27 protein-coding genes and 1 pseudogene are annotated in these 26371 nt (G+C 60.3%); 12 read left to right on the top strand and 16 right to left on the bottom strand.

From position 1 onward, the window contains the following. Positions 1-38: 38 nt before the first annotated feature. The 12 genes from QA637_RS23125 to exoX all read right to left on the bottom strand — a co-directional run bounded on the left by QA637_RS23125 (position 39) and on the right by exoX (position 9886). On the bottom strand, positions 39-944 hold the full coding sequence (locus QA637_RS23125) for a UTP--glucose-1-phosphate uridylyltransferase (protein ID WP_283067156.1): 906 nt from the start codon (positions 942-944) through the stop codon (positions 39-41). A gap of 1 nt (position 945) precedes the next feature. Further along, positions 946-1959, bottom strand: a complete 1014-nt coding sequence (locus tag QA637_RS23130) for a glycosyltransferase family 2 protein (protein ID WP_283067158.1) — start codon at positions 1957-1959, stop codon at positions 946-948. Next, positions 1956-2906 (bottom strand): glycosyltransferase family 2 protein, encoded by a 951-nt coding sequence (locus QA637_RS23135; RefSeq protein WP_283067160.1) that lies wholly within the window; start codon positions 2904-2906, stop codon positions 1956-1958. Before QA637_RS23135 ends, QA637_RS23130 begins: the two co-directional genes overlap by 4 nt. Beyond that, entirely contained in the window at positions 2903-3895 is a 993-nt protein-coding gene (locus tag QA637_RS23140) for a glycosyltransferase family 2 protein (RefSeq protein WP_153437216.1), read from the bottom strand. The genes QA637_RS23135 and QA637_RS23140 overlap by 4 nt, the downstream gene beginning before the upstream one ends. After that, a complete protein-coding gene (locus QA637_RS23145) occupies positions 3892-5100 on the bottom strand; it encodes a glycosyltransferase family protein (protein ID WP_283067162.1) in 1209 nt (402 codons plus the stop codon). Before QA637_RS23145 ends, QA637_RS23140 begins: the two co-directional genes overlap by 4 nt. A gap of 109 nt (positions 5101-5209) precedes the next feature. Continuing rightward, positions 5210-6001: an endo-1,3-1,4-beta-glycanase ExoK gene (gene exoK / locus QA637_RS23150; protein WP_283067164.1), complete on the bottom strand. Its 792-nt coding sequence runs from the start codon at positions 5999-6001 to the stop codon at positions 5210-5212. A 5-nt stretch (positions 6002-6006) separates the two neighbouring features. Then, entirely contained in the window at positions 6007-6402 is a 396-nt protein-coding gene (locus QA637_RS23155; RefSeq protein ID WP_283067166.1) for a hypothetical protein, read from the bottom strand. Between the two features lie 493 nt (positions 6403-6895). After that, on the bottom strand, positions 6896-7153 hold the full coding sequence (locus QA637_RS23160; RefSeq protein WP_283067168.1) for a hypothetical protein: 258 nt from the start codon (positions 7151-7153) through the stop codon (positions 6896-6898). Between the two features lie 18 nt (positions 7154-7171). Beyond that, complete coding sequence (locus QA637_RS23165; RefSeq protein ID WP_283067309.1) at positions 7172-7639, bottom strand: thermonuclease family protein; 468 nt, start codon at positions 7637-7639, stop codon at positions 7172-7174. Between the two features lie 290 nt (positions 7640-7929). After that, complete coding sequence (locus QA637_RS23170) at positions 7930-8262, bottom strand: hypothetical protein (RefSeq protein ID WP_153437211.1); 333 nt, start codon at positions 8260-8262, stop codon at positions 7930-7932. Positions 8263-8376: 114 nt separating this feature from the next. Continuing rightward, positions 8377-9402: a glycosyltransferase family 2 protein gene (locus tag QA637_RS23175; protein ID WP_283067171.1), complete on the bottom strand. Its 1026-nt coding sequence runs from the start codon at positions 9400-9402 to the stop codon at positions 8377-8379. A gap of 193 nt (positions 9403-9595) precedes the next feature. Continuing rightward, positions 9596-9886 (bottom strand): exopolysaccharide production repressor ExoX, encoded by a 291-nt coding sequence (gene exoX, locus QA637_RS23180; RefSeq protein ID WP_283067310.1) that lies wholly within the window; start codon positions 9884-9886, stop codon positions 9596-9598. A 780-nt stretch (positions 9887-10666) separates the two neighbouring features. Between exoX and QA637_RS23185 the strand changes: the two genes are divergently transcribed. The 4 genes from QA637_RS23185 to QA637_RS23200 are packed head-to-tail and all read left to right on the top strand — an operon-like array spanning position 10667 to position 14989. Beyond that, positions 10667-11347 carry a sugar transferase gene (locus QA637_RS23185; RefSeq protein WP_153437209.1) on the top strand — a complete coding sequence of 227 codons (681 nt, stop codon included), beginning with the start codon at positions 10667-10669 and terminating at the stop codon, positions 11345-11347. A gap of 60 nt (positions 11348-11407) precedes the next feature. Then, complete coding sequence (locus QA637_RS23190) at positions 11408-12679, top strand: polysaccharide biosynthesis/export family protein (RefSeq protein ID WP_283067174.1); 1272 nt, start codon at positions 11408-11410, stop codon at positions 12677-12679. An 8-nt stretch (positions 12680-12687) separates the two neighbouring features. Continuing rightward, complete coding sequence (locus QA637_RS23195; protein WP_283067176.1) at positions 12688-13968, top strand: O-antigen ligase family protein; 1281 nt, start codon at positions 12688-12690, stop codon at positions 13966-13968. A 25-nt stretch (positions 13969-13993) separates the two neighbouring features. Beyond that, the gene (locus tag QA637_RS23200) at positions 13994-14989 is read left to right on the top strand and encodes an acyltransferase family protein (protein WP_283067178.1); all 996 of its coding nucleotides are present in this window, start codon (positions 13994-13996) and stop codon (positions 14987-14989) included. Positions 14990-15056: 67 nt separating this feature from the next. Here the strand turns inward: QA637_RS23200 and galE are convergent, their stop codons facing one another. Beyond that, the gene (galE, locus tag QA637_RS23205) at positions 15057-16043 is read right to left on the bottom strand and encodes a UDP-glucose 4-epimerase GalE (protein ID WP_184108781.1); all 987 of its coding nucleotides are present in this window, start codon (positions 16041-16043) and stop codon (positions 15057-15059) included. 489 nt (positions 16044-16532) lie between these two features. On the opposite strand from galE, the gene QA637_RS23210 reads away from it, so the two are divergent. Next, positions 16533-18347 carry an ABC transporter ATP-binding protein gene (locus QA637_RS23210; protein WP_283067180.1) on the top strand — a complete coding sequence of 605 codons (1815 nt, stop codon included), beginning with the start codon at positions 16533-16535 and terminating at the stop codon, positions 18345-18347. A 140-nt stretch (positions 18348-18487) separates the two neighbouring features. On the opposite strand, the gene QA637_RS23215 is transcribed toward QA637_RS23210, so the two are convergent. After that, on the bottom strand, positions 18488-18790 hold the full coding sequence (locus tag QA637_RS23215) for a UTRA domain-containing protein (RefSeq protein ID WP_283067182.1): 303 nt from the start codon (positions 18788-18790) through the stop codon (positions 18488-18490). A gap of 34 nt (positions 18791-18824) precedes the next feature. Between QA637_RS23215 and QA637_RS23220 the strand changes: the two genes are divergently transcribed. From QA637_RS23220 to queE, 5 genes and pseudogenes are all read left to right on the top strand, one after another. Continuing rightward, positions 18825-18959 carry a hypothetical protein gene (locus QA637_RS23220; protein ID WP_283067184.1) on the top strand — a complete coding sequence of 45 codons (135 nt, stop codon included), beginning with the start codon at positions 18825-18827 and terminating at the stop codon, positions 18957-18959. Between the two features lies 1 nt (position 18960). Continuing rightward, positions 18961-19736 (top strand): annotated as a pseudogene (locus QA637_RS23225) (amino acid ABC transporter ATP-binding protein). A 238-nt stretch (positions 19737-19974) separates the two neighbouring features. Beyond that, positions 19975-20685, top strand: a complete 711-nt coding sequence (gene queC / locus QA637_RS23230; protein WP_283067186.1) for a 7-cyano-7-deazaguanine synthase QueC — start codon at positions 19975-19977, stop codon at positions 20683-20685. After that, positions 20685-21041, top strand: coding sequence for a 6-carboxytetrahydropterin synthase QueD (gene queD / locus QA637_RS23235; RefSeq protein ID WP_283067187.1), 357 nt, complete (start codon positions 20685-20687; stop codon positions 21039-21041). Before queC ends, queD begins: the two co-directional genes overlap by 1 nt. Continuing rightward, positions 21038-21775, top strand: a complete 738-nt coding sequence (queE, locus tag QA637_RS23240; RefSeq protein ID WP_153437201.1) for a 7-carboxy-7-deazaguanine synthase QueE — start codon at positions 21038-21040, stop codon at positions 21773-21775. The genes queD and queE overlap by 4 nt, the downstream gene beginning before the upstream one ends. Before the next feature lie 219 nt (positions 21776-21994). Here the strand turns inward: queE and QA637_RS23245 are convergent, their stop codons facing one another. Continuing rightward, on the bottom strand, positions 21995-23806 hold the full coding sequence (locus tag QA637_RS23245) for an ABC transporter ATP-binding protein/permease (protein WP_283067190.1): 1812 nt from the start codon (positions 23804-23806) through the stop codon (positions 21995-21997). Between the two features lie 625 nt (positions 23807-24431). Here QA637_RS23245 and QA637_RS23250 point away from each other — a divergent pair. Beyond that, on the top strand, positions 24432-24683 hold the full coding sequence (locus tag QA637_RS23250; protein WP_153437199.1) for a helix-turn-helix domain-containing protein: 252 nt from the start codon (positions 24432-24434) through the stop codon (positions 24681-24683). A 245-nt stretch (positions 24684-24928) separates the two neighbouring features. Then, positions 24929-25618, top strand: coding sequence for an alpha/beta fold hydrolase (locus QA637_RS23255; protein ID WP_283067193.1), 690 nt, complete (start codon positions 24929-24931; stop codon positions 25616-25618). 32 nt (positions 25619-25650) lie between these two features. Here QA637_RS23255 and QA637_RS23260 read toward each other — a convergent pair whose 3' ends face one another. Further along, positions 25651-26283, bottom strand: a complete 633-nt coding sequence (locus QA637_RS23260; protein WP_283067195.1) for a TetR/AcrR family transcriptional regulator — start codon at positions 26281-26283, stop codon at positions 25651-25653. Positions 26284-26371: the final 88 nt, after the last annotated feature.

Consider the following 26371-nt stretch of genomic DNA (forward strand, 5'->3'; position numbering starts at 1 on the left):
TGAGCCGGCGGCTCATGGAGCCGCCGGGAAACATTTGCTTATGCCGCTCGGATGCGGCTTTCGTGAGACAAAACGATCTCGCGAACGGATTCGAAGACCATGTCGCCGATATCCGTTCGGTTCAGCGCGAAGGCGACATTCGCCTCGATGAAGCCTTGCTTCGAACCGCAATCGAAGGTCCTGCCCTCGTAGGGATGGGCGTGGAAGGGCTGGTTTGCCGAAAGCTTCAGCATCCCGTCGGTCAGCTGGATTTCGTTGCCTGCGCCGCGTTGCTGGTGCGCGAGGATGGAAAAGATTTCGGGCTGGAGGATATAACGCCCGTTGAGATAGTAGTTCGACGGAGCCTGGCCTGTGGCGGGCTTTTCCACCATCTCGGTTACCGCAAAGCCGTGCCGCACCGTGCCGCCCTTGCCGACGATGCCGTATTTGGAGGCGTCTTCGGGGGCGCATTGCTCGACGGCGACGACATTGCCTCCGACCTCCTGGTAGAGATCCATCAGGCCGGCCATGCAGCCGCGCGCCCCGAAGGAGACCATGTCGGGAAGTAGCAGTGCGAAAGGCTCGTCGCCGATAAGGTCGCGTGCGCACCACACTGCGTGGCCAAGGCCGAGCGGAGCCTGCTGGCGCGTGAAACTGACGGAGCCGGCTTTCGGCAGCATGCTTTCAAGCTCGGAAATCTGCGCATTCTTGCCCGAGCGCGACAGGGACGAGATGAGTTCCGGCGCATCGTCGAAGTGGTCCTCGATCGCCTGCTTGTTGCGGCTGGTGACGAAAACGATGTGTTCGATGCCGGCCTGACGGGCCTCGTCCACGGCGTATTGAACTACGGGCCGATCGACGATCGTCAACATTTCCTTCGGCACGGCCTTCGTCGCGGGAAGGAATCGGGTTCCGTTTCCGGCAACGGGAATCACTGCTTTCCTGACGGTCCTGATGCGGTCCATTCTATCGTCCTTTGCTTGTGTAAGGGCTCTCGCCCAGCGGGGGTGGTTCGGCCGCCGCCGTCATGGGGGCGGTGTTTGCCGAGCGCGCCGCAAGGCGGCGCAGTCGTACGACGATCGGCATGTGCAGATGCCGAAGCGCTAACGGGTCGGCGAGCGCAGCCTTCAGCGCGCCGGCCAACGATCTGCTTTTCAACTGCTCAACGAGGAGGAGAAACGAGCGCGCCTGGTGGAAGCCGCGGGTTCGCTTGCGCTGCATTCTCTCCGACAGGATATCAAGAGGGTAGCGACGCAGGAACGCTTCATCGGCGGACATCATGGCATCGATATGGTCGAGCTTGAGCACCCGCGAGATGGAACCCTCGCGGATGTGATAGATGTAGCCGGCCGAGGGTTCGATGGCGCAACGACCGCCGGAGGCAAGCGCCGAGGCAAGCAGGATATAGTCCTCGCCGATCCGAAGCGCCTCGTCGAAACGAAGATCATGCTCCTCGAGGAAGCGCCGTTCGAAGACGGGCTTCATGTAGCCGAAGTTGTGTTGCGAGCGGAAGATCACATTCGACTCGATGAAGGCGGGGAGCGTCAAAAGCGGCTGCCGGGCGAGTTCGGCCTCCGCAAACATCCTGACGCTCCGCCCGTCGAGCGAGACTACATCGAGATTGTCAACGACGACCTGTGCTGCCGTCTTCTCGGCGCGCTCAATCATGCGCGCCAGCCGATCCGGCCTGACGGTGTCGTCCGAATCGAGCACGGCGATCCACTTGCCGCGTGCTGCCGCCAAGCCTGCGTTGCGGGCACCGCCCGGGCCGCGATTTTGCTCGAGGGCGATCAGGCGCACCCTCGGGTCGGCGATTGTCGAAACGATCTCCACCGTCCCGTCCGATGAACGGTCGTCGACGACGACCACCTCGACGGTAACGCCTTCCTGAAGAAGGGCACTCTCGACGGCGCGCACGATGGTGTCGGCGGCGTTGTAGGCGGCCACGACGAAGGTGACGTCCGGAACGAACCCGCTCATTGCGATGTCACCCCCGTTGCTCCGTATTGTTCAAGTTCCTTGTGCCCCAGGAGTCCGCTCACGACGCCGGCGTGCATGATTGCGCGCAACGCAAAACGATAGCGATGTACCGGCGAGGGCAGGAAAAGCAGGGTCGCCAGCGAGCAATAGGCCGATTTGGCCGACGCCAGGGCGAGGTTCCAGGGCTGCCGTGAACGGTTCGATTTCTCCGACAGCAGGCGGCCATGCGTCTGGCCGGAGCGAAAGCGACGCTTCGCAAGCCACGAAAACGAGGCCCGCTTTTCCGGCACCGGTTCGTGAACCCAGGCCCCCGGGGCGAAAGCGATCGCTCCTCCAGCGTCATGCATCGCGGCGAAGAAGTCGGTGTCCTCGCCGCCGCTCTTGCCGAGTGCGAGCTTGAAGCGACGGCCAGCCACCGCCGGGGCCCCGAGGTTCAGCAGAACATTGCAGGTGTAGCCGGTGCGAATTTCGCCGCCGACCCAGACCGGCTTCGTCGAATGAAAGTCGCCGCGACGCATCCAGGCGGGCGCCGACGTGCCGTAGGCCGCGCGGACCGGGCCCAGGACCGCCTCGGCACCGCTGGTCCGCGCCGCTTCCACGAGGGCTGCCAACCACTCTTTCGAAGCGGTCTCATCGTCGTCGATGAAGGCGAGAAAATCGCCCGTGCTACTGTCCAGGCAGGCGTTGCGCGCGACCGAGATATTCGACGCCGGGCAATGGACATAGGTAATCTCGAAGGGCATCTCCGGGCGGAGAGCCTCGACCTGAGGCTTCGCGGTCGGTTCGACGTCATTGTCTGCGACGATGATACGGATCACAGCCCTATCGGGCACCGTGATTGCCGCGAGTGAACGGAGCGTCTGGGCGACCTCCGGCCGCCGAAAGGTGCAAACAGCGATATCGATCCGCATCGGTTTCGCGGATGTTTCGTTGATTGCGGCGGTCATGGGTGCACCCGAAACCGTCGCAAATCGAGAACTTCGCGCCAGAAACCGGCCGACCAGGCGAGGTGCATGACCATTGCCGAGACAGCAGCCAGCGGCCCATAGGGATTTCTCTGGCCGAGCGCCATCCATGCGCCATAACCAAGGCACGCGAGAGCCCAGACGCCGAACGGAATGGCGGCGACCCAGTTGACGACCGCAAGCAGTGCCCCGACCGCCACCGGCGCGACCGCCAGCGGCAGTATCTGCCGCAAGCCGGGCATGGCGCGATGCTTGAGGAAGTTCTTTGCACGGCCGCGGCCGTAACCGAAATATTGCCGGAAGAGCGGACCGACCTTTGCGCGCGGGTAGTAGACCATGTTTGTCTTGTCGGTCATCCAGATGCGGTACCCGGCTTTCGCCAAGCGGTAATCCAGCTCGGCATCTTCATTGTGGCTGAAGGTCTCGTCGTAACCTCCGACCGCCTGGAAAGCCGCGATACGCATGAGCGCGTGGTGCCCGTGTTCGACCCAGTGGCCAGCCGCGCCGGCCCGATGTTTGGAGCCGCCGTTGCCAAGCTTCGAATTCTGGGCAAAGGCGGTTGCCTTCTGAAAGGTGCTGAAGCCGACGGTCTGCATCGCCACGACCACGGAATCGGCATCGGTCGCCACGGCCTCTTCGACGAGACGCTGGCAATAGTCGTCCGGGTAGCTCCCGTGCGCGTCGACGCGGATCAGGTAGTCGAAGGAGGACCCAAGTTCCGAAACGGCGCGGTTGATCGCGGCGCTCTGTATGCGCTTCGGGTTGTCGAGGAAAAGGACACGCTCGTCGTCGGCGGCAAGACGGCTCGCGATCTTGCGCGTCCCGTCGGTGCTGCCGCCGTCGACGATCGCGATCTTTGCGTTCAGCGGCTCCAGCGACGGACGCAACTTTGCGACCAGCCCTTCGATATGATCGGCCTCATTGAGGCAAGGGATGACGATCAGGCTGGAGGTCAAACGTTTCGGGTTCATAGCAATCCCCCCTCATTGTGGCGGGGCTCCGGTACGGCCGGGGTCGGTATTGTTTGGGGCGTTTCGACTGCGAGCGCCGCGAGGCTCCGCACCAATGCCTCGCAGTCCGTGCGGTCGAAGACCCAGGTTCCCGGGTTGCATTGGGCGACGCCGTTAGCCGCTTCGATGTATCGATCTGGTGTCATCGATCCGATCAGCGTCGCAAGGCTCTCTGCGGTGACCTCTTCCAGCACCATTCCGATGCCGCGCACCGAGAGGAAACGTGCCGTCTCCGTGCCCTTCATGGCGATCGGCACCCGTCCATAACGGCATCCCTCATAGAGGCGGTTCGGCAGCAGCCATGCGGAATTCTGGCCCTCCTCGAAGAAATCGATCGCCCATGTGAAGTGGACGTCGCCATAAATGTCGGCGAGGTCTTCCGGATTGCGATAGGCGCCCTCGAAGCTCACGAAAGGCTCATTGCGGACGAACGCATCAAAATCCTCGAATTCGGAATAGGCGGGTCTACCCCGCAAAACGATTTCGAAGCGGCCCTCCATCCTGCGGGAGAACTCGGAAAGCAGCGCGAGAGACTTGGCGCAGCGTAACGCCCCGAACCAACCGATCTTCCATGGAGGACCAGGCACCGGGCATTGCGCGGAATCAGCAATCCGATCCGCGGGACCATCGATTTCGAGAACTTTGTTTTCGAGAAGCAGTGCCGGTGCATCGACCCCCGAGAGCGGCCGGAAATAATGTTCGATGAAGGCTGGCGAACTGGTTATCAGCCAGCGCGCATCGCGTCCGAGACGAGCCTCGGTGGCACGCAGCGCACGTCCGACGACATCCTTGCGCAGCAGCAGGCGGTGTATGTCGAGGCACTCGTAGACAATCGGCACCTGGCCGCCGAAAATCGTGACGGCCCGTTTGGCAACGGCCAGCATCTCGAGATTGCGTGCGATGATCAGGTCGGGTTTGCCGACATTCGCCAGCTTGCTCTTCAGCGAAAGGCAGGCGGCGGCAACCGCGCCGATACGCTGCGCAAAGCGACCGTCGGCTGTGATCCCCAGTTCGACAGGTTCTATGCCAGGCATGGCGGCGAGCGAATTGGCGTCCCGGCGAAAGCCGGCAAGCGTCACGTTCGCCCCGCCCGCGACAAGCGTCAGAATCCGACGGCGTACAGCAGGATCGGCAAGGTCCTGCGCCAAATAAAGTATCTGCAGCATGAAAACATCCGTTTCCCTGCTCAGCCCCAGCCGAGCTTAGTTCAGTTTTTTGTGCAACGCAACAAAATGCGAGATATGCTCAATTGATGGTCAAATGCTCAGGATCCGCTCAATCCATGCGGCAAGCGACTGATTCGGCGAACTGGCACTCCTCGCCAAGGGCCGTGAAGGCGACGCGATCGACCTGAAGGGTCGTGGGCTCCGTGTAGGAAAATGTGCCCATCCAGTCGCTAAGAGTGTCCGTGCCCCAGAGGCTGAAGAAGATCTTCTGCGCGTTCGACGGGATCTTCGCCGGATCGGTCACCTCATGGACCAGTTCGCCGTTGACGAAGTAGCGGATCCGATCCTTCTCCCAGATAAAAGCGTAGTCGTTGAAACCTTGGTTGGCGCCGCCGGGAACATCGGCAAGATACTCGTTGCCGCCCTTGGCCGAGACATATTGATTGACCTGGACTTTCGCCGGATTCTTGCCGAGCACTTCGAAGTCGATTTCGTCGTGCGGTTTCTTGTCGGCCGGGCCGATGTAAGTGAAAAAGGCGGAATTCAGCCCAGACCCGTCGGCCGTCTTGATCCGCGCCTCGTATGTGCCATAGCCGAAGCGCTTGCGGCTCTGAATTTCACCGCAGGCGAAATTGCGCTCGCCTTCCTTTCGATGCTCGAAGGTAAGTTCCAGAATGCCGTTGTTTATCTTCACCTGCTTCTTGGACCAGGTGCAGTTCTGGTGGGCGCCATTGTTCCATCCGTCCGAGACAAACCAGAAGCCGGTGTTCAAACCGTCGAAATCGTCCATGAAGGACGCGCCATTGGCGCCCGGCTGGGCGACTGCCGTTCCGGCGAGGCCCGCAAGCGGGAGCGTGACGAGTGTGAGGTGGCGCAGGCGCGCATAACAGTCGGATATCATTGTCATTACCTTTGTTGCGGCGAATAGCTCGCATGTCCGCCAACTTGTGCCGGAAGGGCCATTCGCTCTGTACCTCCTCGGCTGCCCGAGAGGGCGCCGAGCAGGTCGGGTGCCAGTCGTCCCATGAGATTGTGGGAAGCGAACAGGATTACGATCACCAGGACTGGCATCGTGAAGTAGAAGAGGGGGTAGTAGGTCAGCCCGCTGCGGTTCCAGAGCATCCAGAACAGGACGAGCAACGGAGAATGGGCGCAGAGAGTCCAGACGCTCAAGCCGAAAGCGCCCCGGAACAGGTTCGTCTGCTGATCAAACGGGACGCGCACGATGCCGGAAACCGGCACGATGCGCATCAGATCGATCCGCGACGACACACTCGCGTCCATACCCACGATGTCAGTCACTCCCTATCTGGCAGCGCCTCGGCGGCAGCCGTTTCAACAGAGCAGTCTTGAGCCCACGGGAGATAAACTAGGGCATCGGCGAAGAAAAAATATGGCGGTGCAAAAGGAAAATGCAACGGACCGTGCTGCACTGCACCTAAGCGGCGAACCCGTTGAAAACCGGCGGTAGCTGCCTCATGCCGCCGTTCTACGAAAAAGCTCGGTTTCGTCGCATGTTGCAGAAATTGTGCCCCGCAAAACTTTGGGACAAGCAAAAGTTGAGTTACAGAAATATGATTTTTTCAAACGATTGAGCTTTTGGACGACCAATCGGGCGCTGGAGCGGCGACATGATGAATTGCGGCAAGGTTTGGGCAGTTTTTGGCGTTCGCAGGAAGAGCGAATCGGCGAGTGGCAAAGCCGTTGAACATGCTCGGATATTCGGTGGGGGGCCGCGGCGTGATTCTTCACGAACCGATTTAAGGACAAACGGCGCCACACAGTATCTGCGGCGTCACTCGTCGTCGTGCTTCGCAGAAACGGTTCGCGTCTCGTTCTCCAGCAGGGAGCCGGCGACCTCCTCCGCGTCGTCTTCGCGGCTCTCGGCCACTCCCCTGTCTCTTGATTTCAGCGTGGGCATCAAGAGCGCGACGATGATGCCGATCGGGCCAAGTACACAACCAATCAGCAGCCAGCGGAGACTGTGTCCGCCCCTGAGCGCGGCCACGACCGCGGTCACGATGCTGCATAAGATCCAGATTTCAACGATCATCGATTTCGCTTGCTGCCTTCAACACGTCGGCCTTCCGTTCACGCGCCCGGGCGGTGCCGGACACAACTGGCCGAACTGACTGCGCCAAATGCCGGCGCCGGCTGAACGGGCGGTCGCCTGCGCATCGGCATAGACGCCCTTACTGTGCTCTGCCCGGTCGATTGCATTACCGGTCTCGACCAGCCAGCGGTTCACGTCTTTGCCGTCGGCGCGAAAGCACGTGCCGACAAAGCGGCCATAACGATCGCGCTTGACGAGTTCGCAACGCGTCGGGCGGGAAGCCGCCAGAAACGCGTCCAACGCGGAAGCCGCTTCGTCGCCGCATCGGTAGTCCAGGCCCTTCTCGTCCAAGCAGACTTGCCAGCCTTCCGGTGCGTCGACGCCACTCAACTGGATCCGCTCGCCAGCGACTTCAATGGTGTCGCCATCCACAACCGACGCTTGACCAATGATCGGCTCGTCCGCTTGCGCACTGTTCGCCGTCATCAGCAGAACCAGGAAAAGCTTAATTTTCCCCTTCGTTACTGGAGACGAGGCGACGTTGCAATTCGATTTCATTCGGGGGCGAGACGAAGGACGGCTGTCGCCCAACGCCGTTGCGGCCATGCCGATCATGCCCAGGTCCCATCCAGCCTCAGTCGCTATCAGCCTAACGCAGGTAGCCTGCCGTTCGCATCCTGCAAAACTTGGGGTGAATGGTCGTGTGAGGCGCATTTCCGCTGATTAAGCCCGCGGCAGCGAGCCGAGATGCGCAGTACGAGCGGTCGGCGAGGCTCTCAGAAGACAAACATGTAAAGAAGAACGATAACGATCAGGGGAACACCCATTAGCCAGAGAATGATGCCTTTCATGCCACTTACCTCCATATCATTACGCGATAAACGCGAAGGCTCAAGAAGCGTTCCTTTTTTGGCCTGCAGGCAACAAAAAAGGCCGGGGCGCCCCGACCTTTTCCCCTTCGCTGCTCTATCTGCCAGTACATCCGTGGTCAGCGTTCCGAGCGCGAAGCCTGCCTGCAGGTCAGGCGATCTCGCCGACATCTGAACAGGCAATCTGTCGACGCGGATGTCGGAATTCCACAGAACGATTACAAGAGCGGTCGCGCCCAATCTTTTCGCACACTACTCGACGGAAGCCGCGATCCTGATATCCGTCCGGCGCCGCCGCCTGGAGCGGAGCGGGGGAGGCCGTCGCGCAAGTCACTGCAGACCTGTGAGCTTCGGCTATTTCCCCGGTTCGGTCATGGGTGCGTCAAGCAGATAGCGGATGGCGCCCGAGCCGCCGAGCGCGACCGGCGCGACGGATTCACGGGGCCGAAAACGTTCTGTCTTGTCGGCAAGGATTCCGCCGACGATCGCCGGCAGCGCACCGGGATTTGTGAGTCCGTAACCTATCGCGCTCATGTAGCCCGCATGGTTCTTTAGGTCGAGAAAGTGCCGCAGTTCGTAGCGGTCTCGGATGTGGCGCTCATGGCGGCGGATGGCGGTGGCGGCATCGGCGCTCAATGCGCCTTCGGTGAGGATCGCCCGGTCCGCCTCGTAGAGGCGCCTCAGGTCTGCCGTGCGGTGGCTGCCGCTGAGTGAATTGCCTCGCACGACAGCGGCATAGCCGCAGCTGTGGATGATCTTGTAACGGGCGCCCTTCGCAAGCGCCCGGGCGTAGAGGTCGTAGTCTTCACCGAGGCGCAGGTCTTCCTTGTAGCGCAGCCGATGGCTGTCGAGGAACGAGCGCCGCATCAGCGGCTTGAGGAAGCCGATCTCGCCGCGGCGAACGCCGCGCCGGGAGATATTGCCTTCGATGAAACCGACGAGATCGAGCAGACGGGGACTGGCCGTGAAACGGCCAATCCGACCATGGGCGGTTTCCGCCTCGCTGGCGTCGATGAACGCGATATTGTCTGCAATGAAGTCCCAGCCACCCTCGGAAAGGAGTTGACGAAGCCGACCCGGAAGAAAGAAGTCATCGGCGTCCAGTACGCCAAGAAGAGGGGACTGCGAGATCGCGATCGCATGATTGCGTGCGGCGGCGGGACCGCGGTTTTCGTCGAAGCGGACCACGTTCAAACGGCCACTTCCGTCATCCGCGGCGCGTGCCGTGCGGGCAGTGTCATCGGTCGAACCATCGTCAATGACGATGACTTCGGCAGCCTCGGGTTCCGCAAGGGCGGAGGCGATCGCTCTGGTGATCGTGTCGGCGGCGTTCTTTGCGGCAATGATGATGCAGACATTCGTCGGCGCGGCTACGGTCATACTGGACTCCAGCAGTTGATCGAGATGCGTCGGTGTAATCTTGGTTTCCAACGGCTTTGCAAAACATGGCCGGCGATCATGTCGCAAACGCGTCAAGCGCAAATTTTTTTGCGGTGCGGCAGAAGGACGCCGCCGCCAAGGCCGTGGTCAGGTGCCTGCCTTGACTGGAGAAACTGCGCGGGGAGAAATGATTTCAGGTGTTGGAGTGGCCCGGGCGGTTTAAACGGCGAATGGAGATCTTGCCCGATTGCTTGTCGTCGGACGCAGATTCGATCGACGCCTTGCCGGAAGACAATTTGCGTCGGTCGCGGGCTTCCTTCCAGACCAGGAACAGGACGGCGATGAAATATCCGACCTGCAACAGCACGGCACAGACCAGGGTCTGTATCGCGGTCGAAAGCAGTGAGCCGTTCAGGAGATAGGTTGCGATGGCAAAAGCCACCAACGCGCCAATCATGCTGGCGAGAACGCGCGGCGCGAACATCGCGTTACCGCCCTTCGGATTTTCGACTGGTACCGTCATGCGACACTTAGCCCTCTCCTCCCATTCCCACTATATTAGTGGTCGCTTTTCTCTTCAACATGCAAGCCGCAACTTTGTTTCTGCAGTTTCTACCGCGCAATTCTTTCCGCCATCTTCACCTGCGACTGTGGACAAATCACTTCGGAGTGATCGTGTGCATGCATGCAATTAAAGATAGTGTGTAAAGAGAAATACAATACAACCGAGGAAAATCGGATTCTGAACGGCTTGTTTTGCCGGCCCCTATGATTAGAGGGGTAAATGCGAACTCATTCTGATTGCTGCATCTTTCCGCTTTGCGAAACGCGTTTCTCCGATCAACTTTTGTTACAAGTTTATTGCAAAAAGACCGAGAAAAATGTGCGGCGCAAAATAATGGTGCGATGCAAAAAGCTGAGCCGGAATTACCCCTTGCCAATTTCGCACCGGCGCTGCCTCTGGCCGTCTGAGTGAAACAATGATTCGTTTCGTGTAATACTTCGCGATCCGAAAGCATTAAGTCCGGCCGATGTTTCAACGTGGCAGGCATGCGACAAACTATCTTAGTTATAAATTTCGGATCGTTATAATTAAATTTTAGTAATAGTGCCTGCGTCCGGCCGGCCAAAACGGGTCGGTGACGGGGCGCCCCGACGTGGCCTTGATTTCGCCTTCAAAAAACAAATTCTCACCATACACTCGCGCTAGATGACCCGCGTCCTGCGGGACCGACAATCGCAAAACGTAAATGGAGTCACCTCTATGAAGTCCGCGACTCGCTCGGCAAGTTCGCCGTTTTTCATCGCCAAAGAGACCGGAGTATTCCGGCCAATAGGAGGCATATCGAAACGAAGTTTTGACATTGCCGCCGCGTCCTTGGCTCTCGTGTTCTTCAGCCCGCTCTTCCTGCTCATCATGGCACTCGTGAAGTTCTCTGATGGAGGGAGTGTTTTTTATGGTCACCGCCGCATCGGTCACAACGGGCAGGCCTTCAAATGCCTGAAATTCCGGACGATGATGGAGAATGGCGATCGCGTGCTGCAGGACTATTTCAAGGAGAATCCTCACGCCTACGAAGAGTGGCGCACAACTCGCAAGCTACAGGATGATCCCCGGGTAACCACGGTAGGAGCCGTGTTGCGCAAGCTCAGCCTCGACGAGCTGCCACAGCTCCTCAACATTATTCGTGGCGAAATGAGCGTTGTCGGACCGCGCCCGGTCGTAGAGGACGAACTCGAGCTTTATGATTCGGCTGCCGTCTACTACCTGCGCTCCCGGCCTGGTCTGACCGGTCTTTGGCAGATCAGCGGCCGTAACGACGTATCTTACGCCGCCAGAGTGGCCTTCGACACGCAATACGTCCAGAACTGGTCGCTCCTTGTCGACCTTGCCATCGTCGTCAAGACGATCCCTGCCGTCTGCTTCTCCCGCGGCAGCTATTGAAACCCTGGCGCTGATGACCCCCGGGGTCGATACAGTGTCAGGCATCAGGAAATCACGAAAATGCAACCTATCAGAACTTCGGGGACGCTTGACGTCTCCAAAAAGTTTTCCCGTTTCGCCCGCGTCGCTCTGATCGCGGTCGTTGTCGCGTCAGGAGCGACTGCGGCGGGGGCCGACGAATATCGACTTGGCGTGATGGACAAGCTGCGCGTCCGCGTTGCCGAGTGGCAGACGGCCCAGGGTGCCGTGCGCGACTGGTCGGCCGTCAGCGGCGAGTACACGATCGGCGCATCGGGTAGTATCTCGCTGCCTTTTGTCGGCGACCTGCCTGCTTCGGGCAAGACGACGACGGAAGTCGCGGCCGAAATCGGTATCCAGATGCAGAAGCTTTTCGGTCTGCGCGACCGGCCCTCGGCGTCGGTCGAAATGGCGCAATACCGTCCCGTCTATCTTACCGGCGAAGTGGAGACCCCGGGCGAGTATCCCTATGTGCCGAAGATGACCGTACTCAAGGCCGTCAGCCTCGGCGGCGGATTGCGCCGAGCCGAAAGCGGCGGGCGGTTTGTCCGGGACTACATTGTGGCGAGCGGAGAATCCGCCGTGCAGGTCGCGGAGCGCAACAGGCTGCTCATTCGCCGCGCCCGGCTCCAGGCTGAAATCGGCAAACGCAACAAGATCGAATTGCCCCGCGAACTCAAAAACGTCGAGGGTGTCGACAAGCTGCTCGCCGATGAGGTGGCTTTGATGGAGTCGCGCGGCACGCGGCAGGAGCGACAACTGGCCGCCCTTGCCGATCTCAAATCTCTTCTTCAAAGCGAGATCGAGTCGCTCGGGAAAAAATCAGAGACGCAGGCGCGCCAGCTTGAACTCGTCAAGGAAGATCGCGAGAAGGTCGACAGCCTCGCCGAAAAGGGGCTGGCGTTGAGCCAGCGCAAGCTCGCGCTCGAACAAAGGGTTGCGGACGTGCAGACGTCGCTGCTCGACATCGACACCAATGCGCTCAAGGCCAAGCAGGATTACAACAAGGCGACCCAGGACGAGACCAATCTCCGCAATGATTGGGACGAACAGCTCGCTCAGGAGCTGCAAAATACAGAGTCCGAGCTCGACACGCTTTCGCTGAAGGTCGGCACCAACCGCGACCTCATGGCCGAGGCGCTGCTGCAATCGGCCGAAGCGGCGCGACTGGAAGATCAAAAATCCGAGGCGAACATCACCTATTCGATCATCCGTGACAAGGATGGCAAGCCGACCGAGATCGCGGCGAACGAAAACACCGAGGTGCTGCCTGGCGACGTCATCAAGGTAAGCGCTGCGATGGCGATGCGGTGAGTTTCAGCATGCGGATTTCGAAGGCGAGCCTCGTCAGCCCCGGGACGAATCAGCTTTACGGCACGTTCGCCGTGGCGCTGTCGTTGTTCGTCTTCGCCTATTCGCCGCGCTTCGGCCAGGTCTCGATCCTGCTCTATTACGCCTTGTGGCTGCCTCTCGTCCTCATCGACTACCGCAAGGTTTTAGGTAATTACGGCAAGTATCTCTGGATCTTCGCCTTTACTATCTTTGCCTGCCTTTCCTTCTTCTGGTCGGCGGCGCCGGGGATGACGATGCGCACCGGCGTGCAATATCTCAGCCACGTCGTCTGTGCGCTTATTGCCATGCGGACGATCGATATCCCGACGTTCACGCGCGGAGGGATCGCCGGCGTTGCCCTTGTCCTTGTCTATTCGCTGCTTTTCGGCGCGTATCACTATGATATGCTGGACGGTACCTTCAGCTTTGTCGGCGCCTTCTCATCGAAGAACCAGTTGGGCTTCTACGCTTCGCTGGGCATATATTTTGCCTTCGTTGCCGTCTTCACCCTGGGCGAGCGCGGCATCTGGATGGCCGCGGCGGGTGTCTCCGGATTGATCTCTGCCTATTCGCTGCTGGCTTCGCAGTCGGCGACCTCGGTTCTGACGACCGTGGCAATCATCGGCCTCTCGCTCGGAATGCGGGTGATATCAGCCTTGCGGCCGTCGAACCGCAAGGGTCTCTTCCTCGCCGCGGCAATGTTCAGCGTCGTCGCAGCCGTCGCGATCGCCTATAGCGGCGGTATCGATGTGGTATTGGGCGCCTTCGGCAAGAATTCGACCCTCACCGGCCGCACCTATCTGTGGCAGCAGGGCATCGAGGCGGCAATGGCGTCCCCGATCGTCGGGATGGGCTACCAGGCCTATTGGATCCAGGGATTTTCGGAGGCGGAGCGGCTCTGGGAAGAGTTTTTTATCACCGCGCGCACCGGCTTCCATTTTCATAATACCTATATCGAGGCAATCGTGGAAACGGGGGCGATCGGCCTCATGTTGTTGACCATGGTATTGGTCACAACGGTCTTCGGCCACCTGAAGCGGTTGCTTTCGGAAGAACGCGATCCGGATTCGATGGTGCTTTTCGGCATAGCAATACTGCTTCTCATCCGATCTTTCGTCGAGGTCGACATTCTCAACCCGTATCACGTCGGTTCGTTCTTGCTGTATTTTGCGGCGGGCAAACTGACGATCAAGCGCACGCGACCGACCATGAACTGGCTCTGGCCGGAACACGGGCGTTCTACAGCCTACAGAGTTCATTTCAGCGCATAGTAGCTTGCGTCTTGGGGGCGCTTGAATGAAAACGATCCACGGGATCCAATACCTGCGTGCTGCGGCGGCGCTGGCGGTCGTGATATTCCATGCCGCTGAAAAGACCGGCCATTATTTTGCGATCGGTGCGGCCGGCGTTGACGTCTTCTTCGTCATCAGCGGCTTCATCATGTGGGTGATCAGCGATCGCCGTCCCGTCACACCGGTGCGGTTCATGGTCGATCGCATTCGCCGTATCGTGCCCATCTATTGGCTGGCGATCATGGTCATGGTCGCCGGAGGGATCGCTGGGCTCTTCCCGAACATGGTCCTGTCTGTCAAGCATGCGCTTGCTTCGCTGTTCTTCATTCCAATGCGCTCTCCGAGCAATGGCGAGATATGGCCTGTCCTAGTGCAGGGCTGGACGCTCAATTTCGAGATGCTCTTTTACGCCGTGTTCGCACTCTCGCTGTTTCTGCCGCGAAACTGGCGCCTGCCTGCGATCGCCGGTCTGTTCTTGCTCCTGGTCCTGGCCGGATCGGTGATCAGCTTCGACAATGCTTTGATGCTGACGTACACGCGACCCGTCATCCTTGAATTCGTGGCGGGCATGGTGATTGGCGAGTTGTGGCTGAAGGGCAGGGTGCCCTCGCTCGCTCCCGGCGTGGCGCTGATCGTTTGCTCGTTCGGCGGTTTCGCGCTTGTCGGCCTTCTTCGCCTGCCATTCGACGAATTCACAACCGGCCCGCTTGCGGTGATGCTCGTCGTCGGCGTCCTCTCCGTCGAGGCTCGCGGATATATCCGTTCGCTGCAGGTGCCGAACCTTCTCGGCAATGCTTCCTATTCGATCTACATCTGGCACACTTTCGCGATTTCCGTGGCCGCCAGGGCCGCTTCGATGGTCGGGGTCGATGCCTGGATAGCGATGGTGGCTTCGGTGCTTTGCGGCACGATGATCGGCATTGCCGGCTATGCGATGCTGGAGCGTCCGTTGCTTTATCGAAAGCGCATGCAACCGGCGGCCCAGAGTCTCGCTGGCTAGCAGCGCCGCGCCTCTTCACAGGCACGGCGCCGGAGCGCTTCGAATTGTTTCCGCAGACTCGCCGAAATCAGACGCCCTGATTTCTGCGTGAATGCCAATTCCAGGCGGACTCGGTGATCGCCGCAAGGTCGTATTGCGGCTCCCAGCCAAGCACCGCGCGCGCCTTGTCGTTATTGGCGACCAGCGTGGTCGAATCGCCTTCGCGCCTGTCGGTATAGCGGATATTGAACGGCCGCTTCGCAACCTTTTCGATTGCGCTCAGGAGCTCCTTGACGGTCGTGCCCGTGCCCGTGCCAAGGTTGAGCTCGACGCTCTTGCCGCCTTCCAGCAGGTAGTCGACCGCCCGCACATGCGCATCCGCAAGGTCGAGCACATGGATATAGTCGCGCACGCAGGTGCCGTCGCGGGTATCGTAGTCGGTGCCGAACACGCTGAAACTTTCCCGCCGGCCAAGTGCCGCGTCGATCGCGAGCGGTATCGCGTGGGTTTCCGGCTCATGCCATTCGCCGATCCGTCCTTCAAAGTCGGCGCCGGCAGCGTTGAAGTAGCGCAGGATCACGGAGCGCAAGCCCTTGTAGAGGTCATAGTCCTTCAGTGCCTGCTCGCAGACCCATTTCGTGCGCCCATAGGGGTTGATCGGCGCTTGCTTGTGCGCTTCGTCCATCGGCACGCTGTCGGGCAGCCCGTAAGTGGCGCAGGTGGACGAGAATACGAAGGCGTCGATCCCGGCAGCAAGCGCTGCCGACAGCAAGGTGAGCGTGCCGATGACATTGTTGTCGTAGAATGCGGCCGGATCCTTTACCGACTCACCGACTTCGATCATGGCCGCAAAATGCAGAATCGCGCGCGGTCGATGTCGTGCGAGAACGTCATCGAGACGCTTGCGGTCTCGAATATCACCTTTTTCGAGAACGCCCCATTTGACGAATTCTTCATGGCCGTTCGAGAGGTTGTCGTAGACGATGGGCTGGTAGCCTTTGGCGGCCAGTTGGAGGCACGTATGGGAGCCGATATAGCCGGCGCCGCCGACGACAAGAATGTTGTTGTTCTGCACAGGCAACCTCGAGATTCACATCTAGTTTCAATAGGAACCGTTGCACCGTTCGCAACGAATAGCGGCGAAATTCCCAGCAGATTGTAAAAGTTCTGCGAAGCGGGCGGCATTTTCATCGAACGCGGCTGTTTCGCGCCGAAGGGTAACGGGCAACTGTTGCAAACGGGCTGCACCTTGCCCGCGGCGAGATGAAAATACAATATCCGCGCTTGGCGCTTCGGCCGCATTCAACTATAAAGGGTCTTCCGGCAATCAGAATCAGGGAGGCTAAGATGACAGTTTTTTCCTTCTCCCTATCGGGCGATCCAATATTCTCCGTGTGACAAGGCGCCTGCGCTTCTGATCGCATTTTAGGGGATTGGCTTCGTCCGGTGCTCTCCGTCTTGGAGGCTGCGCCGATTCATTGATGCCGCACCAGTTGCTTTCCCTGTCGGCATTCCTTTCGTGACCTGATTTTGAGGCCGGTGCACGCGTCACCGGGCAAATCATATGGCTTTTACCCGTTTTGTGGCGCGCGACCGCGCGTTCCGTAGTGTCTTCCGCTTTTGCTGGGCCCATTGGCAGAGGCAGCCGGCGCGGCTCTCGGTTATCCTCGGCGCCGTGCTTCTTTCCACGCTTGCCGACGTGTTGACGCCGCTTTATTCCGGCCGGCTCGTCGACGCCGTCGTCTCTGGTGCAGCTACCGACGAAGTTGCCTGGAACGCGGCTGTCTCGGCTTTTCTCATGCTGATGGCGCTGTCGCTCGGCGCCATTGTGCTCAGGCACGTGACGTTCATGGGCATTGTCAGCCTGACGCTGAAGATGATGTCCGATATCGCCTCGGCCGCCTTCCATCACATCCAGCGGTTTTCCAGCGACTGGCATGCCAATAGCTTCGCCGGCTCGACCGTGCGCAAGGTGACTCGCGGAATGTGGGCGCTGGATCTCTTGAACGACACGCTGCTGGTCGCGCTGTTCCCGTCGGTGATCATGCTGATCGGGTCGACGGCGCTGATGGCCTGGTACTGGCCGATGATGGGCGTGATCATCGGGCTTGGCTCGATCGCCTTCATTGCGGTCACCGTCGCCCTTTCGCTCGGCTATGTGGCGCCGATGGCAAGCCTTGCCAACAGTTGGGATACAAGGCTCGGCGGTGCGCTTGCCGACGCGATCAGCTGCAACATCGTCGTCAAGGGTTTCGGCGCCGAGCGTCGCGAGGATCAACGCCTCGCAAAGGTGCTCGCCAAGTGGCAGAACCGGACGCGGCGCACCTGGACTCGCGGAACAGTCAACGGCACCGCTCAAGGCACTATGTTGCTCCTTCTGCGCGCGGCGGTGATCGGTTTTGCCTTGGTGCTGTGGGCGAGGGGGCAGGCGAGCGCCGGCGATATCACCTTCGTGCTGACATCCTTCTTCATCCTGCAAGGATATCTGCGCGAAGTGGGCATGCACATCCGCAACCTTCAACGGTCGATCAATGACATGGAGGAGCTTGTCGACATCCATGCCCAGCCGCTTGGCATCGAAGACCGGGCCGGTGCGAAGCCGATCCGCATCACAGACGGCAAGATCGAGTTCAAGGACGTGACCTTCCACTACGGCGCGCACCAGGCACCGCTTTATGACCGCTTCTCGGTGTCCATCCGTGCCGGCGAGCGGGTCGGCCTCGTCGGGCATTCCGGTTCCGGCAAGACAACTTTCGTCAAGCTGATCCAGCGCCTCCACGACCTGAAGGCTGGCGAGATCAGGATCGATGGGCAGGATATCGCCGGCGTGACGCAGGCGTCGCTCCGTCAGCAGATCGCCATCGTGCAGCAGGAGCCGATCCTGTTCCATCGTTCGCTTGCGGAAAACATCGCCTATGGGCGCCCGGGAGCGACCCAGCGGGAGGTCGAGGAGGCAGCAAGGCTTGCGAGCGCGCATGATTTCATCGCGGCTCTCCCGAAAGGCTACGGGACGCTGGTCGGCGAGCGCGGGGTCAAGCTCTCCGGCGGGGAACGCCAGCGCGTCGCCATCGCCCGGGCGTTCCTCGCGGACGCGCCGATCCTGATCCTCGACGAAGCGACATCGAGCCTCGATTCCGAATCCGAGGTGCTGATCCAGCAGGCTATGGAGCGGCTGATGATGGGACGCACGACCCTGGTGATCGCGCATCGGCTGTCGACGGTGCGCGCGCTCGACCGGTTGCTGGTCTTCAACCGCGGGCGCATCGCGGAAGAGGGCGATCACGACACGCTCATTCGTGTGAAAGGCGGCATTTACCGCGGACTCTTCGAACGGCAGGCGTTGGAGCTCACCAAGGGGCTTGTCCTCAACGACGGCTGAGATCGCCCGCGTTCAAGCAGGAATTCAAAGGCCGCGCGTCTGACAGGGCGCGCGGCCTTTAGCGTCGGTTCGAGCGGTTTTCGGCTGTTCGGCGCGAGCTTAGGGAAGCGAATTGCGCATTCGCTTCCCTAAGATTTGCATTAGGTGTTGGCGCCGTGATCGCGGCCCTCGCCGGTGCCGAAACAGTGGCCGGGCTGGAACGCCACCCGGACGGTGGTGATCGGGCCGAGATCGTTCCAGGCCATGCGATGCAGGATCAGCAGCGCCTGACCTTGCCTTGTCTGCAGCAATCGCGCGTCGCGCCGGTCGGCGTTTTCGGCTGAAAAGGAAAACTCGGCCCGAAGATAGGGGGCGTTGCGCACCAGCCATTCGTTGGCGTTCAGGTCCCTGAAGCCGGCTTGCTGCAGGCCCGGCGCGGCGCGCGGATTGATCCTGTCGATCATAACGGTTCCCGAGCTGCTGTATCAGGTGCAGCGCATGTCGGCAGAAACCTTCCGCTATTTGGAAGCAAACCTGGTATTGGCGCTGTTCTTCTGGGGGGTCGAGGCGATCTCGCGTGTCGGCCACAGACTGGAAACGCGCATCACGAAACATGTGATCGAAAGGACGTAAGATGCTTGCTGCGTCATCCGTCGAAATCCGCAAGGTCAACAAATACTTCGGCAACTTTCATGCTTTGAAGAATGTCGACCTGTCGATCCTGCCGGGCAAGGTCACTTGCCTGATCGGACCTTCAGGCTCGGGAAAGTCGACCCTCCTGCGGTGCATAAATTTCCTTGAGGTTATGATTCTGGTGAAGTTCGCATCGACGGTCAGCTGATCGGCTATGAAGCGCCGGGCAAGAAGATGTCGGGCCGCAAGCTGCGCGAGATGCGCCGCTCGATCGGCATGGTGTTTCAGCAATTCAACCTCTGGCCGCACATGACCGCCAAGGAGGAGAATGTCGCCGAAGGGCTGATCCGCGTGCGCGGCATGTCGAAATCCGAGGCGGAGAGCCGTGCCGCCGAGGCGCTGACCAAGGTCGGGCTGGCGGACAAGATGGCAAACCACCCCTCGCGGCTTTCCGGCGGCCAGCAGCAGCGCGTTGCGATTGCCCGCGCGATCGCCATGGAGCCTAAGCTGATGCTGTTCGACGAGCCGACCTCTGCGCTGGACCCGGAGCTGGTGGGCGAGGTGCTGAACGTCATGAAGGCGCTCGCCTCCGAGGGGATGACCATGGTGGTGGTGACGCACGAGATGGGTTTTGCCGCCCATCTCGCCGATCAGGTCGTGTTCATGGAGAAAGGTGAGCTGGTCGGCGTGGACAGCCCTGACCGCATCCTGCATCATCCTGAGGACGCGCGCATTCAGTTCTTTCTGCGCACCTATCATGAACGCAACAGCTTCTGAGTGTGGGGCGGCGTAGCGGCGACTGACGCGCGACCGGCTGAGGTCCGGTCTTCGCCGCTCCCGCAACGCCGGACCTCTGCTCCGCGGGTTCCGCCCCACATGGGTCGCCGCAGGCAACAAGACTTCACGACGGTGATCTACAACCTGTCTGGTATTCACAAGGCTCGCCGTTTGGCCTAAAGAACGCGCAGGTAAAACTCCGGTCGCAGCCTACCCGGTCAAAACAAGGACACCTGTCATGAAAATCATTGTGATCTGCTCCGGCGGATTGGATTCCGTTTCGCTTGCCCACAAGATAGCGGCGGAACACGAACTTGTCGGCCTGTTGTCGTTCGACTATGGCCAACGGCATCGCAAGGAACTCGATTTCGCCGCCGCCTGCGCCGAACGTCTTGGCGTGCCTCACCAGATCATCGATATCCGCGAGATCGGCCGCCACTTGAGCGGCTCGGCATTGACCGACGATGTCGACGTTCCGGACGGACATTACGCCGAGGAAACCATGAAGGTAACGGTTGTGCCGAACCGCAACGCCATCATGCTTTCGATCGCTTTCGGCGTTGCCGCGGCGCGCAAGGCTGATGCGGTGGCGACCGCTGTACACGGCGGCGACCACTTCATCTATCCCGACTGTCGGCCGGGATTCATCGACGCGTTCCAGACGATGCAGAACCATGCGCTGGAAGGCTATGCCGACGTCACGCTCTATGCGCCCTACGTCAATGTCTCCAAGGCTGAGATCGTTGCGGACGGGGCGAGGAACGGAACGCCATTCGCCGAGACCTGGTCCTGCTACAAGGGCGGTGCGCATCATTGTGGCCGTTGCGGCACCTGCGTCGAACGACGCGAAGCCTTTCATCTGGCCGGCGTCGAGGATCCGACGCAATACGAGGATCCCGATTTCTGGGTCGCAGCTACAGGCGCCTTCTCCGCCGAGGAGGTGAAATAATGTTCCGCATTACCAAGGAATTCCATTTCTCCGCCTCGCATCAACTGACGAGCCTGCCGCCTGAGCATCAATGCGCCCGGCTGCACGGGCATAACTATGTCGTCGAGGTCGAGCTTTCGGCCGAAACATTGAACGAACACGGTTTCGTTCGTGACTATCATGAGCTCGCGCCCTTGAAGCGCTACATCGACGAGACCTTCGATCACCGGCATCTCAACGACGTTCTCGGCCACAACCGGGTGACGGCGGAATGTCTGGCGCGACACTTCTACGACTGGTGCAGGGCGCGGCTGCCGGAGACGACCGCGGTGCGCGTCAGCGAAACGGCGAAGACCTGGGCGGAATACCGGCCATGACCTCCGAACGATCCGCCGAGATCCGCGTCAGCGAGATTTTCGGGCCGACGATACAGGGCGAGGGCGTGCTGATCGGCCTGCCAACGGTCTTTGTCAGGACCGGCGGGTGCGATTATCGCTGTTCCTGGTGTGACAGCCTGCACGCGGTCGACAGCCGCTATCGCGACGAATGGCGGGCGATGTCCACGGAAGATGTCTGGCGGGAGGTCACGCGGCTTTCCGACGGGAAACCGCTTATGGTTTCGCTCTCCGGCGGCAATCCGGCCATCCAGCCGCTTGGCCAACTCATCGATCGCGGTCACCACCAAGGCTATCGTTTTGCCCTCGAAACGCAGGGTTCGGTTGCCAGGGACTGGTTTGCCGATCTCGACGTATTGGTGCTGAGTCCGAAGCCGCCGTCGAGCGCGATGGAAACGGATTGGCAGGCCTTCGACGCGTGTCTGCGGATGTCTGAGGGCAGGCCGCAAACCGTGCTGAAGATAGTCATCTTCGACGAAGCGGACTACGCCTATGCCCGGGCGGCGGCAGCGCGCTATCCGCAACTGCCCGTCTATCTGCAACCCGGCAACCACACACCGCCGCCCCCCGATCAGGACGATGCGGCGATCGACATCGATGGCATAATGGAGCGTATGCGCTGGCTGATCGACAAGGTTGCCGAGGACCGCTGGTTCGAGGCGCGCGTGCTGCCGCAACTACATGTCCTGCTCTGGGGCAACAAGCGCGGCGTCTAAGTCCGGAAATCGCCTTATTTCAAAGCGTTATGACAGGACCTTAATGCATGTCGCCAAAAAGTGTGCAGCGGTTTTGGGACAATGAAATGCATAAAAGCAATGACCTAAAGCGCGTCGCATGAGTCTGATTGAACGCGACACGCTTTAGGATACGAACGAAAATCCGTGCGGTGCTACAGGTGTTCCCGAGTGCGAATGCAATGCCGCAGCGGTACGCCGTCAAGTCGCGCTCGCCGCGAGTTCCTTCTCGTGCACAGCACCCTTGAGGTGAATGGGTTTTAGGACTGGGCCTTCGGCGTCCTTCACGAGATGGATGACACGGGAGAACAATGGTCCATTTCGCGGCGTGCGGCCAATCTTGACGACCGCGGTATCGCGGAGGTCGTCTTCGAAGATGGATAAGGCTAGCTTCATCGCTTCCCCATCCATCGTCTCGAGCGCCTCGTCGATGATCACCCAGCGCGGCCGATGGAGAACAAGCCGTGCGAAGGCGAGTGAACGTTGCTCGTCATCGCTAAGTTCGCGCTCCCAGCGCGCTTCACGGTCGAGCAACGTGGTCAGCTGATCAAGCCCGACTTTCGACAGTGCTGCAACAAGGCTCGCATCCGAGAAGTCACCGGCGCGCGGATAGGAAAGCGCGTCGCGCAGTTTGCCGCGCGGGAAATAGGGGGAGCGCGGGATGAACGCGACCATCTCGCCAGCCGGCAACCCGACGCGCCCGCTTCCCCAGGGCCAAAGCCTTGCGAGCGCTCGGAAGAGCAGTGTTTTTCCTGCGCGGGGGTCGCCGCTGATGACCACGCGCTGGCCCGCGCCGATCTCGATGTGCGGTTCGGCAAGCCTGGTCCGTCCGCTCGACGATGCGACCTCGAGATTGTCGAAGGTCAGCTTGTTCGTGTCGTTCTCGGCGAATTCGATCCGTTTTTCCGCGTCGTGCAGCACGTCGGTCATGATCAGCGCGCGGCGGAATGCGGCGACGCGCAGAAGCGTCGCCCGCCAGTCGGCGATGGCGCTGATATTGGCGACGAACCATTTGAGCGACGTGTGAACCTGGTTGAAGGCGCCGACCGCCATCATCAGGCCGCCGAAGCTGATTTCGCCGGCGAAATAGACGGGTGCCGCGACCAAGATCGGCGCGACGACCGTGACCCAGCCGTAGCCGTCCTGAACCCAGGCGAGGTTGATCTGGGCACGGTAGATGTTGCGCATGGCGCCGAGCACGGTCTCGAGATCGAGCTCCAGACGCCGCCGCTCGCCGGTCTCGCCCCCGGCAAGCGATATGGCGTCGATATGTTCGCTGACATGCATCAGTGAGAACCGCAGTTCGGCTTCACGTGCGTAGCGGTCGCCGTTCAAGACGATCAGCCGCCGCCCGACAAGCCAGCTCAGCCATGATGCCGAGCCGGCGTAAAGGATCGCTGCCCAGACCATGTAGCCCGGAATCTCGAGCGCGTAGCCGCCGATGTGGAAAACAAAGCCTGCCGACAGCGCCCAGAGGACGCTGACGAAAGATGCGAGCAGGATGGACGACTGCAGAAGGCCGAAACCGAGATCGGTGGTGAGGTCGGCAAGATGGCCGGCGTCTTCCTGCATTCTCTGGTCCGGATTGATGCCCATTGCCCCGGAGTTGGCGAGCCTGAAGGCGCGCAGCGGCCGCATCCATTCGTTGATCAGGTCGATCGTCAGCCCCTCGCGCAGCTTCAATCGGACCATCTGATTAAGCCATTGCTGCGTGACGTTGAGCACCAGCAGGCCACCGGCGATAGCAACAAACAGCAGGAGTTGATAGAAAAAGGCGTTGAGATCGCGCCGCTCGATCGCGTCAAAAAAGGGCCGGTTCCAGCGGTTGAGGATGATCTGTCCGATCGCTGTCGCGATGATGATCGCGAAGCTGCCGGTGCTGAGCCACAGGATTGTTTTCAGCAGCGGGGACGCCATGAAGGCGTGGCGCATCATATCGAACTGGTCTCGGAGGGTCGTGCTCTCGACGCCCGCGGGTCTTTGGGCTCGGTTCGCTCCGGCTTGATTCGTCATCTTCAGTTCCTTCCCTTCAGAAGGGGCAATCCACCAAAGTCGTTCGGGTGCCGCAGGTCGGGCTGTCGTCCAGAGCGAGGCACCGCCATCGGATTGGGGGACCTTGCGGCCGCACCTGGCTCGGCGACGGAAACAATTCCGCGAGGTGCCATGTCCAACCGGCAGAGCCGGTTACAGGGATCGGCGGCAACCGTCTGTTTTGTGGAGAACCGAGATATCCGGCCTCATTGCCGCCGTCGCGATGTCGCGTGTCCGTGTCGAGCAGCAGCCTGTGCAAAGCAAATATGCCACTGAAGATCTGGAGGTGCTGAAATGCAGTGAAACTGAAAACCCTCATGAGTCCCAGTCTATGGCCAATGGCGCCCGCTGGAAACCAGTTTTAAGGATAGGAGCAGGATCTCGCCCCCGGATCCTGGAAACTCCGTGAGCGCCGGCAACCCAGTCCAAATCGTGATTGCACTTGATTTTGATGACGCAAGGCGAGCCCGGTGCAGCGCGTTTCGCGGTATGGTAGCTTGTCTATGTTACATCGATGACATAAAACGTTACCGCCGTCGCCAAGGCGCGTGTCACCCCCCTCAACATCGAATTTAAAAAAATTCAATGCCAAGAGAAGGAGACATTTATGTCCATTTCACTCGAAAGTTTCAGCAACAATCAAGCCGCTGCCGTCGTCAGCAACGACGTCGCCGCCCGCGTTCGGGCCGCTCGTGAGGCTGTCGGCTACAGCATCGAAGACCTTGCTGTCACTTGTGGCCTCGCCAACGTCGAAATCAGCGAAATTGAAAGTGGCCTGGATACTGATCCGGCAAAGTTGAAACGTATCGCTGCCGCATTACAACTGCAGCTATCGGACTTCTTGACCGTGGAAATTTGACGGACGAGCCGGCCGGTCCCGCCGCGCGGGCCGGTCGGAAGGTCTCGCGGTTCACTGCACGCGGCTCTTTTTATTCAGGAAATTCCGGTCTTTCGTCGAGGCTGAAGCGCCGCGCCGGTGGTTCAAGCACCGACGCTCTTTTCCCAGCCGTCCGCTGACTTTTCAATGTGTATCCACTACTGCATGTCGGTGAAAGACCGCGGGCTTGGCAGGTCGAGCAGTAACCATTTGAGAGAACCGACCGGATGAACATCGTCCTCGTCCCGGGTTTCATGACCGACCGCGAGCTGTGGTCAGACATGCTTCGCCGGTTGCCGACCGGCAGCCAAATCGTCCATGTCGATCCGACGCGGGCGAAGTCGATTGAGGAAATGGCCAGCCAGGCACTGCTCGACGCTCCAGACCAGTTCATGCTCGTCGGTTTCTCCATGGGAGGTTACGTCGCGCGTGAGATGGTACGGCTTGCACCACAGAGGATATCGTCGCTTGTGCTGATTGCTACTTCTGCGCGGGGAGACGGGGAAGTTCAAGCCCGGCGCAGGTCGGCAGCCTCCGCTTTCGACCCCGCCGCCTTCCGGGGGCTTAGCCATGCCTCGCTGCGCACCTCTGTTCATCCGGATCGAGCGAACGATGTTGAATTGATCGATCGTATCCAGGCGATGAGCGTTCGTCTTGGAGGAAGGGTCTTTCAGCAGCAGACGATGTTTCGACGCGATGGCGATCTTGAACGCCTTGTCGAGATCCGCGGCGCCACCCTGATCATAGCGGGAACACACGACCGCCTCCGCAGTCTCGAGGAGGCCGAAGAACTACGCGATCGTATTGCTGGCGCAGTCATGGTGTTGGTCGACGCCGGGCATATGATCCCCATGGAGGCGCCCGAGGAACTCGCGGCGATCATGACACGCTGGTTAGAGGGCCGCCTGGCTCAGTAACTGGCGATAAAATGCGTCTGTCGGCTGAGCATTCAAGAGCCTGTTGAAATCGTCGCGCGAGCTTCGGCCGCATCTCCGTCAGGCTTCTTTAGTCGCTCGAGCAATGCACGGAAGGCCTCCACTGCCCTTTTCGATGTTTCCTGCGGCTCCTCCGAGTTGGCGATCCACAAGGCGGCATGGCTGCTGGCACCATTGATCAGGCGCGCGGTCGCTTCTTCGTCGACGTCGACAATCGCTCCGTCCGCCTTGAGGTGGCTCAGGCTTCGACTGAGGGCTGCGATGCAGCCGTTGGTGCTCGGCCATTGGGATATGTCTCCGAGGACCGCGGGGCCGTCGCGAAACATGATTCGTTGAATTTCGGGCTCGAGCGCCATCTGAATATAGGCCACGCACTCGTCGACGAATGCCTCCCAGCGCGTTGGTGCTCGTGAGGCGGCGCTGTGCAACCGCGCCGTCATCTCCGCATCCAGCTCTTCAATCACGGCCTGCAGCAGCCCTTTCTTGTCTCCGAAGTGGTGATAGAGCGCCCCACGTGTCAACCCGGCATCTGCCGTGAAATCATCCATCGAGGATTGCGCATAGCCTACCGTCCCGAAGGCCTGCCTGGCAGCGGCAAGCAACTTCGCGCGTGTCTCGGCGATCATGACCGGGCGCGGCTTGCTCATGCGTTCTCCTTCTACACATACGCTGCGTATTTTATTTGACATACGTGACGTATGCAACTAGCGTCTACATACGCCACGTATGTAAGTA

The organism is Sinorhizobium terangae (assembly GCF_029714365.1).
Classification (GTDB): Bacteria; Pseudomonadota; Alphaproteobacteria; order Rhizobiales; family Rhizobiaceae; genus Sinorhizobium; species Sinorhizobium terangae.

What these genes read in the sequence shown, in the direction of transcription:
- queC (WP_283067186.1), top strand. Translation starts at nt 19,975, where the DNA reads ATGAAAATCATTGTGATCTGCTCCGGCGGATTGGATTCCGTTTCGCTT.
- QA637_RS23260 (WP_283067195.1), bottom strand. Translation starts at nt 26,283, where the DNA reads ATGAGCAAGCCGCGCCCGGTCATGATCGCCGAGACACGCGCGAAGTTG.
- exoX (WP_283067310.1), bottom strand. Translation starts at nt 9,886, where the DNA reads ATGTTCGCGCCGCGCGTTCTCGCCAGCATGATTGGCGCGTTGGTGGCT.
- QA637_RS23165 (WP_283067309.1), bottom strand. Translation starts at nt 7,639, where the DNA reads ATGACGGCGAACAGTGCGCAAGCGGACGAGCCGATCATTGGTCAAGCG.
- queD (WP_283067187.1), top strand. Translation starts at nt 20,685, where the DNA reads ATGTTCCGCATTACCAAGGAATTCCATTTCTCCGCCTCGCATCAACTG.
- QA637_RS23245 (WP_283067190.1), bottom strand. Translation starts at nt 23,806, where the DNA reads ATGACGAATCAAGCCGGAGCGAACCGAGCCCAAAGACCCGCGGGCGTC.
- QA637_RS23125 (WP_283067156.1), bottom strand. Translation starts at nt 944, where the DNA reads ATGGACCGCATCAGGACCGTCAGGAAAGCAGTGATTCCCGTTGCCGGA.
- QA637_RS23210 (WP_283067180.1), top strand. Translation starts at nt 16,533, where the DNA reads ATGGCTTTTACCCGTTTTGTGGCGCGCGACCGCGCGTTCCGTAGTGTC.
- QA637_RS23255 (WP_283067193.1), top strand. Translation starts at nt 24,929, where the DNA reads ATGAACATCGTCCTCGTCCCGGGTTTCATGACCGACCGCGAGCTGTGG.
- QA637_RS23200 (WP_283067178.1), top strand. Translation starts at nt 13,994, where the DNA reads ATGAAAACGATCCACGGGATCCAATACCTGCGTGCTGCGGCGGCGCTG.
- QA637_RS23140 (WP_153437216.1), bottom strand. Translation starts at nt 3,895, where the DNA reads ATGAACCCGAAACGTTTGACCTCCAGCCTGATCGTCATCCCTTGCCTC.
- queE (WP_153437201.1), top strand. Translation starts at nt 21,038, where the DNA reads ATGACCTCCGAACGATCCGCCGAGATCCGCGTCAGCGAGATTTTCGGG.
- QA637_RS23190 (WP_283067174.1), top strand. Translation starts at nt 11,408, where the DNA reads ATGCAACCTATCAGAACTTCGGGGACGCTTGACGTCTCCAAAAAGTTT.
- QA637_RS23185 (WP_153437209.1), top strand. Translation starts at nt 10,667, where the DNA reads ATGAAGTCCGCGACTCGCTCGGCAAGTTCGCCGTTTTTCATCGCCAAA.
- QA637_RS23145 (WP_283067162.1), bottom strand. Translation starts at nt 5,100, where the DNA reads ATGCTGCAGATACTTTATTTGGCGCAGGACCTTGCCGATCCTGCTGTA.
- QA637_RS23135 (WP_283067160.1), bottom strand. Translation starts at nt 2,906, where the DNA reads ATGACCGCCGCAATCAACGAAACATCCGCGAAACCGATGCGGATCGAT.
- QA637_RS23175 (WP_283067171.1), bottom strand. Translation starts at nt 9,402, where the DNA reads ATGACCGTAGCCGCGCCGACGAATGTCTGCATCATCATTGCCGCAAAG.
- exoK (WP_283067164.1), bottom strand. Translation starts at nt 6,001, where the DNA reads ATGATATCCGACTGTTATGCGCGCCTGCGCCACCTCACACTCGTCACG.
- QA637_RS23160 (WP_283067168.1), bottom strand. Translation starts at nt 7,153, where the DNA reads ATGATCGTTGAAATCTGGATCTTATGCAGCATCGTGACCGCGGTCGTG.
- QA637_RS23250 (WP_153437199.1), top strand. Translation starts at nt 24,432, where the DNA reads ATGTCCATTTCACTCGAAAGTTTCAGCAACAATCAAGCCGCTGCCGTC.
- QA637_RS23215 (WP_283067182.1), bottom strand. Translation starts at nt 18,790, where the DNA reads ATGATCGACAGGATCAATCCGCGCGCCGCGCCGGGCCTGCAGCAAGCC.
- QA637_RS23130 (WP_283067158.1), bottom strand. Translation starts at nt 1,959, where the DNA reads ATGAGCGGGTTCGTTCCGGACGTCACCTTCGTCGTGGCCGCCTACAAC.
- QA637_RS23195 (WP_283067176.1), top strand. Translation starts at nt 12,688, where the DNA reads ATGCGGATTTCGAAGGCGAGCCTCGTCAGCCCCGGGACGAATCAGCTT.
- QA637_RS23220 (WP_283067184.1), top strand. Translation starts at nt 18,825, where the DNA reads ATGTCGGCAGAAACCTTCCGCTATTTGGAAGCAAACCTGGTATTGGCG.